Genomic DNA, 18546 nt, shown 5'->3' with positions numbered 1-18546 from the left:
GCATTGCATCTGGAAGAGCTGAAGGAAGAGTGCATCCCCTTGAAACGCGCCTATGCCGATGTAGCCCAGGAATCTCCCAAGACGGAAAACAAAGGCTATGTCAAAGTCTCCTTCCTGGAGCCCGATGAAGAACAGAACTATACGGAAAAGACCCTGTCGGCTATGGGTGAAGAAGTGCAAAGGCTGCTTTCGGAAGGCGTGAAGCTGAACGATATAACCATTCTTGTGCGCAAAAACAAGAATATACCACCCATTGCGGATTACTTCGACAAAGAGCTGCACCTGCCCGTTGTATCGGACGAAGCGTTCCGTCTGGATGCCTCGCTTGCCATTTGCATGCTGATAGATGCCCTGCGCTACCTGTCCAATCCGGAAGAGAAGATAGCAAGAGCCTCGTTAATCGCGAATTACAGTTTGCAGATTATCGGTAAGGGAGAAGCGGAAGCTCCCCTTGCAGCGCCTGCCGACTGGCACAAACTGCTGACCGCCGATGCAAGGACCGCGCTTCCCGCAGAGTTCGTCGCCCGTATGGACGAATTGCGCCTGATGCCTCTGTACGAACTGTTGGAAGAACTCTTCACACTGTTCGACATGGGGCGCATCGGAAAGCAGGACGCCTATCTGTTCTCTTTCTTCGATGCGGTGACAGAGTACCTGCAAAACAACTCATCCGACCTCGACGGTTTCATCCGCTACTGGGACGAGACGCTTTGCAACAAAACCATTCCCAGCGGAGAAATGGACGGCATACGCATCTTCTCCATCCACAAGTCCAAGGGACTGGAGTTCCATACCGTGCTCATCCCCTTCTGCGACTGGAAACTGGAGAACGAAACATACAACCAACTGGTGTGGTGCACCGCCCCCGAAGCGCCGTACAATGCCATAGACCTTGTACCCGTCAACTACTCGTCCACAATGGCGGAGTCCGTTTACCGGCAAGATTACCTCAACGAGCGGTTGCAGTTGTGGGTGGATAACCTGAACCTGCTGTACGTGGCATTCACCCGTGCCGGAAAGAATCTTATCGTATGGAGCCGGAAAGACCAGAAAGGCACTATGTCCGAACTTCTCTCCGCCGCCCTGCCCCAAGTGGCCAAAGCGGAAGAAGGAGGTTGGGACGAAGAAGGGAGCGTCTATGAAAGCGGAGCGGTATATCCGTCGGAAGAGGCGCTCCTTCACTGCGTTCGGAAGGGAAAGGACAAGGATGCGGACACTCCGGACGGGAAAAGCCGCACTGTGAACAAGCTTGCACAGAAGCCCGTCAAACTTCCGGTACATACGGAAAGCATGCGCCACGACATCGAATTCCGGCAGTCCAACCGTTCCGCCGACTTCATAGCCGGAGTGGACGAAGCCGAATCCGGCCGGCGCTTCATCAACCGGGGGCGTCTGCTGCATACGCTGTTCTCCGCCATTGAAACGGAAGCGGACATCGACGATGCCGTCAACCGTCTGGTATTCGAAGGTATCATCGGCCGTGCCGAGACAGAGGAAGAGATACGGGAACTCACCCGCAAGGCATTTGCACAACCGCAAATCAAGGACTGGTATTCGGGAACCTGGCAGTTGTTCAACGAATGCGACATCATCTGGCAGGAGAACGGAGAGCTCCGCAACCGCCGCCCCGACCGCGTAATGATGCGCGACGGTGCAATCGTGGTCGTAGACTTCAAGTTCGGCAAGCCCAACAAGAAATATAACAAACAGGTACAAGGGTATATGGAATTACTTGTCCGCATGGGATATGACGCCAATGCCATCAGCGGGTATCTGTGGTATGTAGAAGAAGAAATAATAGAGAAAGTATGAAAACATTCCTTCAATCAGTAGCCCAAGACCTATACTCCAAGATAGGGAACGACCTGTCGCGCACGGCAATCGTATTCCCCAACAAGCGTGCCAGCCTGTTCTTCAACGAATACCTGGCGGCTCAGAGCGACCGCCCGTTGTGGTCTCCCGCATATGTCAACATCAGCGAACTGTTCCGCAGCCTTTCGCCTCTGAAACCCGGCGACCCTATCCGGCTGGTGTGCGAACTGTACAAAGTGTTCCGCGAAGAAACGCACAGCGAAGAGCCTCTGGATGATTTCTATTTCTGGGGCGAGCTGCTTATCAGCGACTTCGACGATGCCGACAAGAACCTGGTAGATGCCGACAAGCTGTTCAGCAACCTGCAGGATTTGAAGAACATCATGGACGACTACGACTTCCTCGACCAGGAGCAGGAAGAAGCCATACAACAGTTTTTCCAGAACTTCTCCATTGACAAACGCACGCAACTCAAAGAGAAGTTCATCTCCCTTTGGGACAAGCTGGGAGACATCTACCGGCACTACCGGAAGAACCTCTCCGAACTGGGCATCGCATACGAAGGCATGATGTACCGCCATGTAATAGAGGAGCTTGATACGGACCGGCTGCGCTACGACCGCTACGTATTCGTGGGCTTCAATGTGCTGAACAAGGTAGAAACCCGCTTCTTCCAACGCCTGCAGGATGCGGGCAAAGCCATGTTCTACTGGGATTATGACGTGTTCTACACCCGCCTGCCCCACGAACAGCAACCGCCCTACGTGCACGAAGCGGGCGAATTTATCCTGCGCAACCTGAAGCTGTTTCCCAACCAACTGCCCGAAACTGCCTTCGATGTCTTGCGGCATCCCAAGAAAATACGTTTCATATCCGCTCCTACGGAGAATGCGCAGGCCCGCTACCTGCCCCAATGGGTGCGCACGGTCGTGAAAAGCGATACCGAAGCAAGCAAGGAGAAGGAAAACGCCATTGTGCTATGCAACGAGGCACTGTTGCTGCCCGTGCTGCACTCCATCCCGCCGGAAGTGGAGAACGTAAACATAACCATGGGATTTCCATTGGCGCAGACACCCGTATACAGCTATATCAACGCCCTTATGGAACTGCAAACCGCCGGCTACCGCAGGGATACGGGACGCTATACCTACGAAGCCGCACTTGCCATACTGAAGCATCCTTACACCCGGCAACTGTCCGCCACGGCCGAAGACCTGGAGAAGCAGCTCACCAAAGACAACCGCTTCTACCCTCTCCCGTCGGAGCTTAAAAAAGACGCTTTTCTCGAACAGGTATTCACCCCGCAGAACGGAACTGCTGCCATCTGCCGCTATCTCACCGAGCTGCTGCGCGAAGTAGCCGTCATATACCGTCAGGAGAAAGATGAAGAGGACATCTTCAACCAGCTCTACCGGGAGTCCCTATTCAAGGGCTACACCCTCATCAACCGCCTGCTCAGCCTGATAGAGAATGACGGGCTGAGCCTGCATACAGACACGCTGAAACGCCTGATGAACCGCCTGCTCACCGCCACCAACATCCCGTTTCACGGCGAGCCCGCCATCGGCATGCAGGTAATGGGCGTACTGGAAACGCGTAACCTCGACTTCCGCAACCTCATTATGCTGTCCCTCAACGAAGGGCAGCTCCCCAAGGCGGGCGGAGATTCGTCTTTCATCCCCTATAACCTGCGCAAGGCGTTCGGCATGACTACCATCGAGCATAAGAACTCCGTGTATGCCTACTACTTCTACCGCCTCATACAGCGTGCGGAGAACATTACCTTGCTGTACAATACGGCATCCGACGGACTGAACCGGGGTGAGATGTCGCGCTTCATGCTCCAGTTTCTCGTCGAGTCTCCCCACGACATCTCACGCCAATATCTGGAAGCCGGGCAATCTCCCCAACAAAGCCTCAAGATTGAAATACACAAGACGGACGAGGTACTGCAACGGATGTACAACACATACGACATCCGCCGGCATCCCAACGCACTCTTTTCGCCTTCGGCACTCAACACCTACCTCGACTGCCGGCTCAGATTCTACTACCGCTACGTTGCCGGACTGAAAGCTCCCGACGAGGTAAGCGCAGAGATAGACTCCGCCCTGTTCGGAACTATCTTCCACCGTTCCGCCGAGCTGGTATACCAGGACCTCACAGCCAACGGAAAGGAGATACGCCGGGAAGATCTGGAGCAGTTGCTCCGCAACGACGTAAGGTTGCAGGCATACGTAGACACCGCCTTCAAGGAAGAGTTTTTCCATGTGCCTGCCGGCGAGCAACCCGAATACAACGGCACACAGCTTATCCACTCCAAAGTAATCGCATCCTATCTGCGGCAATTGCTCCGCAACGACCTGCAGTACGCCCCTTTCCGTATGGAAGGCATGGAACAAAAAGTAACGGAAACCCTGGAGATAGACACTCCTTCCGGAATACTTCCGCTGAATATCGGCGGAACGATAGACCGTATGGACAGCAAAGGCGATACCCTGCGCATCGTGGACTACAAGACGGGTGGCACTCCCAAGACTCCCGAAAGCATAGAGCAGTTGTTTACCCCTGCCGACAACCGTCCGAACTACATCTTCCAGACTTTCCTGTATGCTGCCATTATGTGCCGCAAGCAAGGACTGAAGGTAGCTCCATCCCTGCTGTACATCCACCGTGCGGCATCCGAGAGTTATTCGCCCGTTATCGAGATGGGCGCACCGCGCCAGCCCAAAGTGCCGGTCAACAATTTTGCGTTTTATGAAGATGAGTTTCGCGAACGGCTATCAGCGCTCCTGCAGGAGATATACAATCCCGAAGAGCCTTTTACCCAAACAGAAGATGCGAAGAAATGCGAATACTGTGACTTTAAAAGACTATGCAAGAAATAGAGGAGCACAATATAAAACAATAGGGCAATTAAAGTAATAAAATCTGAGGAATCATATTGCAGCCAATATCACTTTAGCACCCTATTGTTTTATTGTCCTCTTTTTTATTTCTTCAACGGGATGGAGAAATAGAATGTCGAACCCTCTCCTTTCTTGGATGTAAACCACAACTTGCCGCCACTCTTCACTGCAAAATCCTGACACAGCAGCAATCCCAATCCGGAACCTTCTTCATTATTTGTGCCGAACGTACTGAAATGCGTATCTGTATGCAGCAGTTTCTGCTGTCCTTCTTCATCAATGCCGCAACCACTGTCTTTTACACTGACTACCACTGTATCTCCTTGCTCTTCCATCTTCACCAACACTTCCGAATTTTCGTTGCTGAATTTAATGGCATTGCTCAGCAGATTGCGAATAATGGTTTTCAACATATCAATATCGGTACAGACGGGCAACTTCTCCGGCTTTTCTTCACGGATGGTAATTTTCTTCAAGCCGGCCACCATATTGAACACATCAATCACGCTGGCTACCACTTCCACGGCATCCACATCCTGATAGACAACATTCAGGTTGCCAATCTGGCTTTTTGTCCACTTCAACAGGTTATCCAGCAATGAAAACACATCTTCCGTTGTCCGGTTTGCCATTGTCAGCAGTTCGTACATCTCACCGCCAATCTTCTCAACGGGCAGATTGAGCATCAGCATGTTCAGCACCATCTTGATAGAGCCCATCGGAGAACGCAGATCATGGGCAATTACAGAATACAACTTGTCGCGCCCGGCAATGATGCGCTGCAACTCTTCCGTCTTATTCAGAATAATACGCTTGGCCGCCACCAATGAAACCTGATGGGTGACACGGATTATCAGCTCTTCCTTATTGAAAGGTTTGGAAATAAAGTCACTGGCACCCGCCTGAAACCCTTTCACTATATCCGTTGTACTGTTCAACGCTGTCAAAAAGATGATTGGAATATCCGCTGTATCGGGATTGGATTTGAGACGTTGCGCCACTTCAAAGCCGCTTAAATCGGGCATCATTACATCCAGCAGCACCAAATCCGGATGTTCTTTATCCACTTGTTCCAAGGCCTGCCGTCCGTTGTTTGCCGTAGCAATCGCAAACTTCTCATTTGTCAGGAGTACTTTCAACAACAATACGTTGGACATCACATCATCTACGATGAGGATTTTGTACTCAGAAGGATTTATTTCCATGTTCATCTTTGTATTATATTTTTTCCCGTTATTGGTACCATATTTATTCAGGAACGATATTTGCCGAAATATTCAATCATGTGGAGCAAGCCTTCCTCCAACTCTATTACAGGCTGCCAGTCCAGTTTATGTTTGGCTAACGTAATGTCCGGTTTCCGTTGTCTCGGATCATCGTGCGGCAGTGGTTTGAATATCAGTTTTGATTTGGAACCTGTCAGCCTAATAACCTTCTCTGCCAGTTCAAGGATGGAAAACTCGTTGGGATTGCCCAAATTTACCGGGCCGATAAACCCTTCTTCCGTATTCATCATACGCACCATCCCCTCTATCAAGTCGTCCACATACTGGAAACTGCGGGTCTGAACACCCGAACCGTAAATTGTGATGTCCTTGTCCTGCAGTGCCTGGACCACAAAGTTGGAAACCACCCGCCCGTCATCGGGCAGCATGCGCGGACCGTATGTATTGAAAATACGTATAATCTTTATGCGTATTCCGTTCTGACGGTAATAATCCATAAAAAGCGTCTCTGCGCAACGCTTGCCTTCATCATAACAAGAACGGATACCGATTGGATTTACATTTCCCCAATAACTTTCCACTTGGGGATGTATGACAGGATCGCCGTAGATTTCGCTGGTAGACGCCTGCATGATTTTTGCACCCGTCTTTTTGGCCAGCCCCAGCATATTGATGGCTCCCAATACCGAGGTTTTAATCGTTTTTATGGCATCGTGCTGATAATGTACCGGAGATGCGGGGCAAGCCAGGTTATAAATCTCATCGACTTCCGCCTCGTAGGGCAATTCCACATCGTGAAGCACAAACTGAAAACGGGGATTTCCTTTCAGGTGGGCTATGTTCTCTTCCGAACCGGTGAAGAGATTGTCCAGGCATATTACTTCGTGTCCGTCTTTAATCAGCCGGGTACACAGATGAGAACCTATAAAGCCGGCACCACCGCTAACCAATATTTTTTTCATGCAGCACTTATTTCTGTGTCCGAAGACCATGCAACTTGTTTGTTCTGTTTATGTGCTGACAAATGTAGGAGATTTGGTTAAAATATGCAAGTTTGCAGGAGAATTATTTCAACTATCAAGGCATATATTCCGGCTTGTTGTCAGGAATACTGAAATCTTTATTGGCAAACAGGTCTGCCAAACCCGAAATTTGCTTCAGACGAAGCAGCTCGTCCCGGTCCATTCCTATGTTTTTCATAATCCACTGGTCGGACATACCGGCACGATCCAGTTCGGCAACGATGTTGCACATCAACTCGATGTTATGCGCCCCGCGCGCACGGTTATGACGGATAGTGGACGCCATGCGGTTGGACAGCTCCTTATCAATCACAACAACCGGCAACAAGCCGTTCTCACGCTGATAAATCCGCTTGGAAGTTTTCAATACCTGATAGCGGTGGTAGCCGTCTACCAATATATAGTTGTCTTTTTCTTGGTCGTAATAGCACACGCAGGGCATTGTAAATCCGTCTTCCCAGATGGACAGTTCCAGCAATTTCATTTCGGGCGGTGCCACTACATTGGGGTTATAATCATTGGCCTGTATCTTTTCTACGGGAATTGCTTTTACATTATATACCGGACTTTTATCTACACTCATAACATCATATTTTTGAATTGTTCCATTATCTTGTCTCGCTTGTATATCTCCTCTTTGGTCAGGGCAAACCCCATGTACTTGCACGCGTGGTCGTTCTTTAGGATACAGATGCACATGCGCTTGTAGGTGGGGATTTCCCTGAATTCCGTTATATCGATATCATCCAGATAATCCATGCGGACAGGTTTCTTGTTTGTCTTGTAATTGGTATGATTCATCACTTCGATGGGAATGCCTGCGTCTTGCAGCTTCTTTATGGTATTCTCGCCCAGGCATCCCCCTTTTGTCCGCCAGAATTCGATGCTGACGGTCAGCTTCTTCAGATAGTTGCGCCGGGTTTCTTCGGGCAAGGTGGAAAGCAGGAATTGCATAAAGCTCTTCCAGGTATATCCTTCGGGAATGCGTACGCTCTGCCAGCCCATGGCGTGAGTACCGCCATAGATACCTGTAAAGTTCACCCCGTTGACACGTCCTATCATCTTCCCCCAGGTATTGGGGTCTATCACTTTATACAATGCAAGGCTCTCCTGCGCCTCGCACAGAAACGGACTTGCCACACGCTGGCGCTCTATATTGACACCCGCCTTATAATACAAATCGTACAGATGGTTATAATCGAAGCCGAACTTACCGTTGGCAGTCCATATATCCGTCGTTTTCCAGTCGTAGATGGGATAAGCGTTGAATATGTCATTGCCTATTTTGGAAGTCCACCTGTAGTTATGGTACATCTGGTATTTACGGTTCAGATGAATACTGCGCCAGCGGTTGAAGCTTTCCTGCGTGCGGATACCAATAAGGAAACAGGTGCGCACCGCATCTTTCCGCTGATGCAGCCATTTGGCAAAGTGCATTTGGAATTCGTAATCCCACATTTTCTCCGTATAGAAAGGGAACGCTTCTTTCGTATAAGAACCCTGCGGCATCTGACGCACCCAAAGCTCCTTCATACTCTCGTCCCAAGGACGCCAATAGCTCTGATACATGGATGTGCAGGTGGTGACCTTGAAAGGGACACATACCCGATAGACTTCCAGAATATCCTTATTGGCTTCCAATATACGGTCTACATAATCTATGGTTACGGTGTACTGTATCTCATAATCCATATGAAACACACACAATTTTCGCTTTAAATTATTACGCCGGATGTAATCTATGCACAAGTTCAGCAATACGCCACTGTCCTTCCCTCCGGAAAACGACACGCATATTGTATCGAACTCTTTAAAAATCAGTTCTAAACGTTCCTGCGCAAGTTCGTATACATTTTTAGAAACAGCCATAGTTATCTGTCTTTTTTCATTTTCACGTAGCGAGTCCAGACTTTCTCCTCCGAAAAGCCTAATTCCTTAAAAAGAGAACAATGCTCCATGAAAGTAACCGATGTCAATTCCTTACCCGCAGTTGCATTCGATATAACCTTCTCCAATAATAGCTTCAGCGTGCTTTCATTGTTGTCCTCTACATAGTAGTTGTTAATGATACACTCTTTCTTCTTCTCTTCTACGGGTATAAAACCTATAACTTTCCTCTTTTCTACTGCCACAAACCAAACAAAATCTTCCGATGTACGAAACGGGTAGTTATAATTCTGCTTTAAGACATCGGGATTCATCACCAATGGCGCTACAAGCTCATATAGCCGCCTGTCTGTTCCCTTTAATTGTATAATTTGTATCATTCAGTATTATCGGTTTTATGTTTTGATTGTAAATTGTTCAAAGATAAATATTAAACTTTATGCCTTAAGTAATTTTTAAGCAGTTTTAAGAATAAAGATTCAAATTGTCGTAATTTATTATTTTTATACAGAATTTGTAATTCACTGATAATCAATAGACATAAAAGTGGCGTTATTCAGTATACGACTGAGCCTATTTAAGTATACGACCGAAATAGGATGAGTATACGACTGAAAGGCATTCAGTATACAGCCGAATGTTTCAGCATTTTAAACTATAAACTATTTTCAATAAAACAGTTGTGTATCAGAAAGGATTAAACAATCTTATTTCACCCATATTCTTGCATTTTTAACGATTAAGGTATTATTAATTAAATAAAATTTATACATTTGCACAGCTTTTAAAAGTAGCCCGAAATTCTTTTAATCTATTCCGTTTTTCCATAATATTGAATACATAAGTAAACAACAAAACAATTATAAACAGTAAAATTATGATGCTAAACACAAAGAAAAGACCGCTTATAGCTGCGGTCCTATTACTGACATCGTTCGGAATAACCACATCGTGCATCGATAACAGTTATGACCTGAACAAGGACATCGACATGACAATCAGTGCAGGTGGCGAACATCTGGCAATTCCCGTGGGATATACGGAGAAGATAACATTGGATAAAATCATCGAACTGGACGAGGGGGATGATTTGCAGATTGTGGATGGAGAATATCATCTGCTGAAAAAGGATAATATTGATGAGACGAATACGTCGGTAAAGCTGGTTACAGTTAATGAATCATCGAATCCTATAGAACCGATTAGAATAATCAGTGGGAACCATGATAGTGATGTTTATGATATTTTAATCCCAAATGCAGAATCAGAGGGATTCATCAACGCAGAAGCCCATGGTGTGGACAAAGCCGTCATAGAAATCGGCTCCTTGGCTGCCGATATGCCAACGACCTTGACTCTTAAATTAAAACTTAGCGGTGAAATTTCAACCTCATTGGTTAAAGTGGGAACTATGACAATCACCTTCCCGAACTTCATACAATTTGAGAAAGAGAACGGACTGAATGGACAGACCCTTACCATGACTGATGTACAGATAGAACCCTATTCCGGATTTACAAAAGAACTGAAAATCAACAAATACGTATTCGGAAAGGAATACGGTGAAGGAAACAGAGTTGACGAAGAGAATGGCGACAGAATCCTTAAAATCGAAAACCAAGAGATAAAGATAGAGATGCAAGGCATAAACGTAACAACTCCCTCCGGCAACGGCTCTTTAAATATCACTCCTACCATTACCCTTGCAGAAATGGCTGTAAGCGAAGTTTATGGCACCATCCAGCCTGACATCGACGTGAAGCCTACCGAAGTGGAACTGAACAATCTGCCCGACTTCCTGCAAGACGATGAAATAAGACTGGACATCACCAATCCTGTTTTCTCATTCAATGCCAACAACCCACTGAACACGGATGTAGAAATGGATGGTGTCCTGACCGGATATAAAGACGGTAAAGTAACTAAAATCGTAAAAATAGGAAGCGGTAACGGTGGTGCATCCATCACATTAAAACCCAGCGGAGACAAGCAACAGACAATTTCAATAGTACGTGATGAGCAAACGGTGGTTGAGGCAAATGCAACCAAAGTTGTCGTACCCAATCTGAATGATATTATCGAAACGATACCCGACCACATCAACGTTGAGCTAAAGCCGGCCGTAAAGACAGAACAGTATTACACCGTCAATTTAGGACAGGACTACACGCTGAACAGCGCATACGACATCGACATCCCCCTGAGCTTCGGCAGCAACCTGAAAATCGTGTATGAAGAAACACTCGATAACTTCGACCTCGACCTTGAAGATGTAGACATCAAAAAAGCCGTTCTTTCCATAAATGCCGTCAACACCATTCCTTTGGCAATGGAAATCAAGAACGACAACGTAAGCGCACTGGATGCCAACGGAAACGTGATAAAAGACATCGACGTAACCGTAGAGGGAACCATCACGGAAAGCAAAGACGGCAAGACCGAAGTTTCAAGCGCGCTCAACGTCAACTTGAATGAAACAGCGGAAGGCGCCATCAGCAAGCTGGACGGCCTGAAGCTGAAGATAGCAGCCGTGCCCGGACAAGCCACCGATGTTCAGTTGCTAAGCACACAATGGATGCAGCTTAAAGACATGAAACTAAAAATTCCCAACGGTATCAAAGTAGATTTGAACTAAGGGAAATTATTTCATGCGATACAGACAAAAGATTCAACAATCATATATAACGAAACGAATGAAAACAAATGTTTTAGCGATTATACTGTCTGGAGCCGTAGCGACACTTGCAATCGGCGATGCGATGGCACAGACACAGAACAGCCGTTCAACCTATTTTCTGGAAGGAAGTACCTACCGTCACGAACTAAACCCCGCCTTTATGGGCGAACGCGGCTACGTCAGTTTTCCCGGCTTGGGCAATCTTACAATCGGCGCGCAATCCACAGGCGGCGTAGGCGACTTTATCTTCAAGAAAGCCAACGGCGACCTCACCACCTTTATGAACGAGGAAGTGAGCAGCGCCGAATTCCTGAAAGGATTGCCCAAAAGGCTGAAAGTAGGTGTCAACGTAGACGAATCGATTCTTTCCTTAGGCTTCCACGCCTGGGGCGGTTTTAACACACTCGGCATCTCCGTAAAGTCCAATACCAACGTTTTCATGCCCGATGAACTTTTCAAGTTCATGAAAAACGGGGTAGCCAGCGAAACGGGAAGCAGCTACAACGTGAAGAACGTGAACATCGTATCTACCAACTATGCGGAAATTGCTTTCGGTCACTCACGCGAAATCAACGAACGCCTCACGGTAGGCGCCAAAGTAAAAGCGCTCGTGGGACTGGCAAAAGCAACCATGCACATTGACGAACTGAACATTCTCGCCTCTCAGGACCAATGGACCATCACCCCGAAAAATGCCGAGCTTTACATGTCTGCCAAAGGCCTCATCGTGCCCACCAAAGGCGAAACCGGCAACTATCAGGAAGACGACTATATCCTGGATGCCAACGGAGACAGAACCCCGATACTGAAAGACGGAACCGACGGACAGATTTCATACGATGACATCGATTTCGATACGGACAACCTCGGCCCCACAGGTTTCGGTATGGCTATTGATTTGGGAGCGACCTACAAACTGAATGACGAATGGACATTCTCCGCCTCCTTGCTCGACCTCGGTTTCATTTCATGGAAAAACACCACCAAAGGAACAATGAACAAAGACTTCACGTTCAACGGTTTTAGCGACATCTCCGTGAAAGACGACGGAACCGATAATAACAAGAAACTGGACACCCAAGTGGACGAATTGGTAGATGACCTGGCAGATCTGGCAAAGTTTGATAAAGCAGGGGAAGGATTAAAGCGTACCACCGCCCTTGCAGCCACCCTGCACCTGGGCGCTCAATATACCCTGCCCGCTTACGACCGTCTGAGCTTCGGCTTCCTCTCCACCACCCGCATGCAAGGCAAGCACTCATGGACGGAAGCACGCGTTTCGGCAAATGTTGCTCCCCTCTCCTGGTTTGAAGCATCGGTAAACTACGCCTTATCCAACTTTGGCTCCGATGCCGGCATCATGCTGAATTTCCACCCGCGCGGCTTCAACTTCTTCATCGGTGCAGATGTTCCCATGTGTAAATACGAACCGGCCTACTACGCTCCTATCAGCCGTGCAGCCGTCAACGTAAATATGGGTATCAACTTTACTTTCGGACCGAAGCACAAGCGTAAATACAAAACGGTAGAAACCCAATCACTCTGAATTTATCAACCAAAACAAGAAGAATATGAAAAAGATATATTGTCTGCTGTTTGCCATGCTGCCATTGGCAGCATGGGCAGGTGAGGTAAAAGTCACCAAGCCGGTGCTGACTCTGGAAAACGATACGCTGACCCTGGACTTTAAGTTTAATATGGAAGCCGTAAAAGTCAACAGTACCCAGTCTTACGCCTTTACTCCGGTATTGTTTGCGGGAAAGAACTGCAAGACCTTGCCGCCTGTTGTCGTCACCGGTAAAAACAAGTTCAAGATGCGCCACAAAGACCGTAAGCTTGCCAGGAAAGGCGATTACAATGCGCCTTATACCATTATTAAAGGCAAGTCTGCCGACCGCCGGAACCTCGTGAACTATACCGTATGCCTCCCCTACGAAGAATGGATGAGCCAGGCGGATATGTGGATATTGCAGGAAGGCAGGAAAGACTGTCTGCTGGATTTACCCGAGATTCAGGTGATAGAACCGGTAGTTGTGGTAGAAGAAGAACCATTGCCGCAGAAAGGTTCCATCTGCGAACCCTGCATGAGCATGGTATCCTACCTCACCCCGACAGAAAAGCCGTTGAAAGTGCGCTCTGAACAAAACACCCTGTATATAGAATATGCAGCGGGCGGAACGGAATTCAAAGCCGATTTCAAAAACAACTCCGCTGAGCTTCAAAAGCTGAAGGAAACCCTGAACCCGCTGACCGAAGGCGACTTGGTTACTTTCAAAGCCATCAACATATGCGGCTATGCTTCACCCGACGGCTCTGCCAAGACCAACGACCGCGTAGCCACAAAACGCGCCGACTCTTTCTCCCTCTATCTCAGAGGAAGTTATCACTTCCCGGACAGCATACTGAACGTAACATCAGCCGGTGAAGACTGGGACAGCCTTGTCAAGATGCTTGAGGAAGATAAGCCCGACTATGCGAACAAAGCATTGGAAATAATCAATAAGTACACCAACCCTGATGTACGTGAAGCCAGACTGAAATCAGGACTGGGCAGCGCTTCCTACCGTGCCATGATGAATGAATATTATCCCCGCCTGCGTCGTCTGTCTATCGCCATAGATTACGAAATACGCGAAGTACGCAACTCCGAAGCCGCAACATTGATTTATACCAATCCCAAGATGCTGAATCTGCAGGAAATGTACGGCGTAGCCAAGAACTTCCGGCCGGGAACGAAAGAATACAGGGAAGTGTACGAAATAGCCGCTACCAATTATCCCACAGATATTGTGGCAAATATCAACGCTGCCTCTGCCAACATCGTTTACGGTGACTTTGACCGCGCGCAGCAATACATAGAAAGGGTAAAAGACGATCCTCGTGCATGGAACAACCTGGGCGTGCTGGCATGGCTGTCGGGCGACAGTGAAATAGCAAAGGAATGGTTCACCAAAGCTTTGACCATAGAACCGGAAAAGGCACAGGAAAACTTGAATAAGATAAAGTAACATACACATCTTTGCGTAAAAGATAAAAGAGTTGCAATAACGGGACAGTTCCCTATATTGCAACTCTTTTTTTAATATATCCTATATCGGCAACCTCTTTATTGTGCCTTTCTTACAACAGACAGCATTTTGCGTGCATAACACCATACTACGCAATAGGCAGCCAAAGGTACGATAAACGCCATCACCATTGTTGTATAATCCGCCACAAGCCCCATCAACAGCGGACCTACCACCCCGCCTACCGGAGACATCATCAGGAAAGAGGAAGCGCGCTTGGTATGGTTGCCCAACCCTCTTAGAGAAAGAGCGAAAATAGTAGGAAACATAATAGCCTCAAAAGCATATCCGCAGAGCAGTGCAACCAGCGACACCATGCCCACATCAAGCAACACCACAAGAGTAGTCACCACCGTTCCCGTAGCGCAAACCAGCAGCATCTTCTCCGCACGTACACGCCCCATAATCCAACTGCCAGCAAAACGTCCCAGCATAAATAATCCCAATCCGCCGAATGAAAGTACCAATGAGGCTTCACGGGCATTCATCCACCCCTGTTCCACTACATAATTAATGAAAAAACTATTAATGGAGATTTCCCCTATTTCGTAAGCAAACAGAGCCAGCAAACCAAAGATAAAGAGTTTATGCGACCACAGCCCTATTTCATGCCCGGCTTCATCCACCTCTGCCCTATGCTCTATTTCGGGTAACTTAATCTTCGAGAAAACCAACGCTACCAGCAGCACCACTATCCCCATGCCTACATAAGGCAGAGCCACATTACCCGCACTGCCGCTCCCATCTTCCGAAAACAAAAGCAGACCTGCCAGCACAGGAGCGCAAATACATCCCAGACCATTGAAGGACTGTGCAAAATTCAGGCGGCTGGCTGCCGTTTCCTTCGCCCCCAATTCCGTTGCATAAGGATTGGCAGCCGTTTCAAGGAATGTCAATCCACAACCGATGACAAAAAGGGCAAACAAGAACATATTGAATGACAGATAGTATTGCCCGGGAATAAACAGCAACGAACCGATACCGTACAGCAGCAACCCGAAAACCACTCCCCTGCGATACCCGAAACGGCTTATGAATAATCCCGCAGGAACAGCCATTACGAAATAGCCCATATACATCATCGCCTGGATAAAAGCCGAATGCGCCTTTGTTATATCCAGCAGTTCCTGAAAATGCTTATTCAGCACATCCAAAATGGCATGTGCAAATCCCCATAGGAAAAAGAGAGAAGTAATCAATATAAAAGGAACAAGGTATTGCTCCCCTACCAACGGTATCCGTTTCTGTTTCATAATCTAATAATTTCAGACAATCTGTGTCTATCAATAAATGCGGCCGCAAAGATAAGCAATAAAAAGGAGACAGCCCCATCCATACCACGTATCTTCAACTAAAACACATAAGAAAGGGATAACTGCCAATACCTGTTTTTGGATTCAAATACATCACCGTCAAATATCTGGTCTATGGCATCGTGCTTGTTTCCGCCGATATGATGTTTGGCAGATTGCGTCAGACCGATATTATAGTAACAGCTCAACATCAGGTGATTTACAATCTTAACACCGCCGCCAAGATTGATACCGACCTCAGTGGAACGCCAACCCATGGATGAGAGATCTTTGTCTATGACATCTACAGCTATATGGGCAAGCTTACGCCCCCAATTATCCTCATCTACCAAAAAAGAAAAAGAGGGTCCCACCCCCAGGAACAGGTCAAAATTGTCTGATATGCCCATCTCCCATTTCAGCTCAATAGGGATGTCAATACTTTGCGTTTTTACATCGGTACTTGCACCGTTGGCAGTATTGGTAAGTTTCACACCGCGCTGCACATACAATAAGGAAAAGTCAAGAGCAAGACCATAAAAACCGGTCTGATATTGCAACATGGGACCTACCTGAAAACCGGTCTGATTCTCTTCCTTGATCTGACTACTCATTCCGTGAATATCCGCCTTGTTGCCAAGCACACCAGCTTTCAAGCCGAAATGCAAGCCCTGCGCCATGCCGGCAACCGGAAATAAACATGCCAATAGCGACAATAAACAAATTACTTTTTTCATTATCATTTACAAAATAGAATTATGGGAACAAAGGTATGGATTTCCGTCCGTAGTCCAAATTCTCGTACAGTTAACATTGCTCTTTTTGTTCTTTTTTAGCTGTATACAGTAAGATTAATATTGATATTTTCAGCAAAAGTATTCACTTTTTCCGATTAGCAGTCGATGAATGTTTTTTATACCATTTTTTATTTCCCAAACAATAAATATATTGCTACCTTCGTTTCTGCATTCGGACAAGGTTTTGTTTTTTTGGTTGAAAACATTAGGCAGAACCATGTACCGTACAATAAAATTATTAAACTAAAAAACGACGGTGCAAAGCCCGCATACAAATTTATCCGTAATGAAACTCTATATATTGATACAGCGATTTTTAGGGAGAAAGTATGTACATTATTTCGTACTTTTCTTTATCCTTATCTCCATTGCAGCAATCATCGGAAGTTCGTATGAGGAAATGGCCGCATACAGGTTACCTCTATTCGGAGTGACCTATGTATCCTCTTTCGTATTTTTAGTGGAGTACATAGCCCGTATCTTATCTGCACCGGCACTTTATCCCGGCAGAAAGGCTGTGAAAGCACGTCTGAAATACACATTCTCTTTCTATGGATTTGTAGATTTCGTAGCTGTGCTACCTTGTATCCTTACCTATATATATTGGGATACGGAAGTGGTGCATGTCATCATCCTGCCTTATATTTTTATCATTTTCAAACTGATACGGCACTCTCGTTCTTTCCGGATTATCGGCCGGGCGCTCTCAGCCGTAAAAGAGGAACTTGAAACTGCATATACTGCAAGTTTCATCACTATCTGCTTTTCAGCCATCCTCATGTATTATATCGAAAGAGGTGCTCAGCCCGAAGTTTTCAAAAATATCGGAGACGGAATATGGTGGGCTATCATCACGTTTGCCACCGTAGGTTACGGAGACATTTATCCGGTTACGCCTTTAGGGAAGTTGCTGGGATGTATCATCTGCCTGGTAGGCGTGGCGATGGTAGCCATTCCTACCGGTATCATCAGTTCTTCTTTTATCAACATTATACAAAAAAAAGAAAAGGAAATTTCAAAATAACAACCTAACTGATTTTAAACTTATAATTATGATGAAAAAAAGTGTTTTAACCGTTTTATTTGCGCTGTTTTGCACGATGAGTTTTGCGCAATTGTCTTTCAATGTAAAAGCCGGTCTTAACCTCAGCAGCTATATCGGCGACAACTCGGATCACTCCAAATTCAAACCCGGAGTACGTCTTGGTGTCGGAATGGAATATCAGTTCACCGACATCATTTCCTTGCAACCCTCACTGTTTTTCTCGCAGAAAGGTGCAAAGTATTCGGAAGGATACGAAGGTATCGTGGATGCTGATGCAGATGTAAAAATCAACCAGCTTTATCTGGAACTCCCCATCAATGTACAATTCCGCTTCAACATTGCAAACAACACTAACTTAGTGGTTGCGACAGGACCATATCTTGCCTGTGGTGTAGGTGGAAAAGCTAAATTCGACGGCGAGGCCTCCATTGGTAATGTCGGTATAAATGCTGACGAGAAAATTGACACATTCGGTGATGACGGACTTGGATACAACCGATTTGATGCAGGATGGAACATCGGACTAGGTGTAGAATTCGGACAAATTCTGGTAGGGCTTGACACCCAACTCGGATTTTGCAAGATCATGGATGGAAATGCCCCACACAATGCGAATATAGGCATTACCGTAGGATACAAATTTTAAAACTACTCTCTTACATATTTTCCTGTATAAAAAAGAGTCTGCTGTTAAAAAACGGCAGGCTCTTTGTCGTATATAATTATTAGCATCTTACCCGAACACTATTTTTTAAATTATAGAATACATTCATGCTCAATTCTCATTAAATGCCTTTTAATAACCATTCAA

Annotated in this window: 14 protein-coding genes; 7 read left to right on the top strand and 7 right to left on the bottom strand. The window is 46.7% G+C overall.

Annotation, left to right across the window (positions count from 1 at the left end; all coding sequences use genetic code 11):
• A partial coding sequence (locus tag AB5903_RS11845) for a 3'-5' exonuclease (RefSeq protein WP_368117853.1) occupies positions 1–1812 on the top strand: 1812 nt, incomplete at its 5' end.
• Positions 1809–4700: a PD-(D/E)XK nuclease family protein gene (locus AB5903_RS11840; protein WP_272710721.1), complete on the top strand. Its 2892-nt coding sequence runs from the start codon at positions 1809–1811 to the stop codon at positions 4698–4700. The genes AB5903_RS11845 and AB5903_RS11840, both read left to right, overlap by 4 nt.
• Positions 4701–4804: 104 nt before the next feature.
• Here AB5903_RS11840 and AB5903_RS11835 read toward each other — a convergent pair whose 3' ends face one another.
• The 5 genes from AB5903_RS11835 to AB5903_RS11815 all read right to left on the bottom strand — a co-directional run bounded on the left by AB5903_RS11835 (position 4805) and on the right by AB5903_RS11815 (position 9236).
• Positions 4805–5932, bottom strand: a complete 1128-nt coding sequence (locus tag AB5903_RS11835) for a response regulator (RefSeq protein ID WP_272710722.1) — start codon at positions 5930–5932, stop codon at positions 4805–4807.
• Positions 5933–5973: 41 nt separating this feature from the next.
• Entirely contained in the window at positions 5974–6909 is a 936-nt protein-coding gene (locus tag AB5903_RS11830; RefSeq protein WP_060385111.1) for a UDP-glucuronic acid decarboxylase family protein, read from the bottom strand.
• Between the two features lie 115 nt (positions 6910–7024).
• A complete protein-coding gene (locus AB5903_RS11825; RefSeq protein ID WP_005653848.1) occupies positions 7025–7552 on the bottom strand; it encodes a ParB/RepB/Spo0J family partition protein in 528 nt (175 codons plus the stop codon).
• Positions 7549–8838, bottom strand: coding sequence for a DUF3440 domain-containing protein (locus AB5903_RS11820; RefSeq protein ID WP_005653846.1), 1290 nt, complete (start codon positions 8836–8838; stop codon positions 7549–7551). The genes AB5903_RS11825 and AB5903_RS11820 overlap by 4 nt, the downstream gene beginning before the upstream one ends.
• 2 nt (positions 8839–8840) lie before the next feature.
• The gene (locus tag AB5903_RS11815) at positions 8841–9236 is read right to left on the bottom strand and encodes a hypothetical protein (RefSeq protein ID WP_005653844.1); all 396 of its coding nucleotides are present in this window, start codon (positions 9234–9236) and stop codon (positions 8841–8843) included.
• Positions 9237–9733: 497 nt separating this feature from the next.
• On the opposite strand from AB5903_RS11815, the gene AB5903_RS11810 reads away from it, so the two are divergent.
• Genes AB5903_RS11810 through AB5903_RS11800 form a run of 3 tightly spaced genes read left to right on the top strand, consistent with a single transcriptional unit; the run spans position 9734 to position 14541 of the window.
• A complete protein-coding gene (locus AB5903_RS11810) occupies positions 9734–11491 on the top strand; it encodes a hypothetical protein (RefSeq protein ID WP_368117852.1) in 1758 nt (585 codons plus the stop codon).
• 13 nt (positions 11492–11504) lie between these two features.
• On the top strand, positions 11505–13079 hold the full coding sequence (locus AB5903_RS11805) for a DUF5723 family protein (RefSeq protein ID WP_336314131.1): 1575 nt from the start codon (positions 11505–11507) through the stop codon (positions 13077–13079).
• A 25-nt stretch (positions 13080–13104) separates the two neighbouring features.
• Complete coding sequence (locus AB5903_RS11800) at positions 13105–14541, top strand: DUF3868 domain-containing protein (RefSeq protein ID WP_117742660.1); 1437 nt, start codon at positions 13105–13107, stop codon at positions 14539–14541.
• Positions 14542–14639: 98 nt separating this feature from the next.
• On the opposite strand, the gene AB5903_RS11795 is transcribed toward AB5903_RS11800, so the two are convergent.
• On the bottom strand, positions 14640–15854 hold the full coding sequence (locus tag AB5903_RS11795; RefSeq protein ID WP_117941132.1) for a sugar MFS transporter: 1215 nt from the start codon (positions 15852–15854) through the stop codon (positions 14640–14642).
• A 98-nt stretch (positions 15855–15952) separates the two neighbouring features.
• Positions 15953–16630 carry a porin family protein gene (locus tag AB5903_RS11790; protein WP_272710726.1) on the bottom strand — a complete coding sequence of 226 codons (678 nt, stop codon included), beginning with the start codon at positions 16628–16630 and terminating at the stop codon, positions 15953–15955.
• 346 nt (positions 16631–16976) lie between these two features.
• Here AB5903_RS11790 and AB5903_RS11785 point away from each other — a divergent pair, with 346 nt between their 5' ends.
• On the top strand, positions 16977–17714 hold the full coding sequence (locus AB5903_RS11785; RefSeq protein ID WP_005653820.1) for an ion transporter: 738 nt from the start codon (positions 16977–16979) through the stop codon (positions 17712–17714).
• Between the two features lie 31 nt (positions 17715–17745).
• Entirely contained in the window at positions 17746–18381 is a 636-nt protein-coding gene (locus AB5903_RS11780; protein ID WP_016662756.1) for a porin family protein, read from the top strand.
• The last annotated feature ends 165 nt before the right edge of the window (positions 18382–18546 follow it).

The organism is Bacteroides sp. 2201st1_D9_2201SCRN_220225, assembly GCF_040928965.1.
GTDB lineage: Bacteria > Bacteroidota > Bacteroidia > Bacteroidales > Bacteroidaceae > Bacteroides > Bacteroides stercoris.
Note: the sequence above shows the minus strand (reverse complement) of the source record. Positions and strands in the feature narration are given on the sequence as shown.

What these genes read in the sequence shown, in the direction of transcription:
- AB5903_RS11830 (WP_060385111.1), bottom strand. Translation starts at nt 6,909, where the DNA reads ATGAAAAAAATATTGGTTAGCGGTGGTGCCGGCTTTATAGGTTCTCAT.
- AB5903_RS11800 (WP_117742660.1), top strand. Translation starts at nt 13,105, where the DNA reads ATGAAAAAGATATATTGTCTGCTGTTTGCCATGCTGCCATTGGCAGCA.
- AB5903_RS11820 (WP_005653846.1), bottom strand. Translation starts at nt 8,838, where the DNA reads ATGGCTGTTTCTAAAAATGTATACGAACTTGCGCAGGAACGTTTAGAA.
- AB5903_RS11825 (WP_005653848.1), bottom strand. Translation starts at nt 7,552, where the DNA reads ATGAGTGTAGATAAAAGTCCGGTATATAATGTAAAAGCAATTCCCGTA.
- AB5903_RS11805 (WP_336314131.1), top strand. Translation starts at nt 11,505, where the DNA reads ATGCGATACAGACAAAAGATTCAACAATCATATATAACGAAACGAATG.
- AB5903_RS11780 (WP_016662756.1), top strand. Translation starts at nt 17,746, where the DNA reads ATGAAAAAAAGTGTTTTAACCGTTTTATTTGCGCTGTTTTGCACGATG.
- AB5903_RS11790 (WP_272710726.1), bottom strand. Translation starts at nt 16,630, where the DNA reads ATGAAAAAAGTAATTTGTTTATTGTCGCTATTGGCATGTTTATTTCCG.
- AB5903_RS11815 (WP_005653844.1), bottom strand. Translation starts at nt 9,236, where the DNA reads ATGATACAAATTATACAATTAAAGGGAACAGACAGGCGGCTATATGAG.
- AB5903_RS11835 (WP_272710722.1), bottom strand. Translation starts at nt 5,932, where the DNA reads ATGAACATGGAAATAAATCCTTCTGAGTACAAAATCCTCATCGTAGAT.
- AB5903_RS11785 (WP_005653820.1), top strand. Translation starts at nt 16,977, where the DNA reads ATGAAACTCTATATATTGATACAGCGATTTTTAGGGAGAAAGTATGTA.
- AB5903_RS11840 (WP_272710721.1), top strand. Translation starts at nt 1,809, where the DNA reads ATGAAAACATTCCTTCAATCAGTAGCCCAAGACCTATACTCCAAGATA.
- AB5903_RS11795 (WP_117941132.1), bottom strand. Translation starts at nt 15,854, where the DNA reads ATGAAACAGAAACGGATACCGTTGGTAGGGGAGCAATACCTTGTTCCT.
- AB5903_RS11810 (WP_368117852.1), top strand. Translation starts at nt 9,734, where the DNA reads ATGATGCTAAACACAAAGAAAAGACCGCTTATAGCTGCGGTCCTATTA.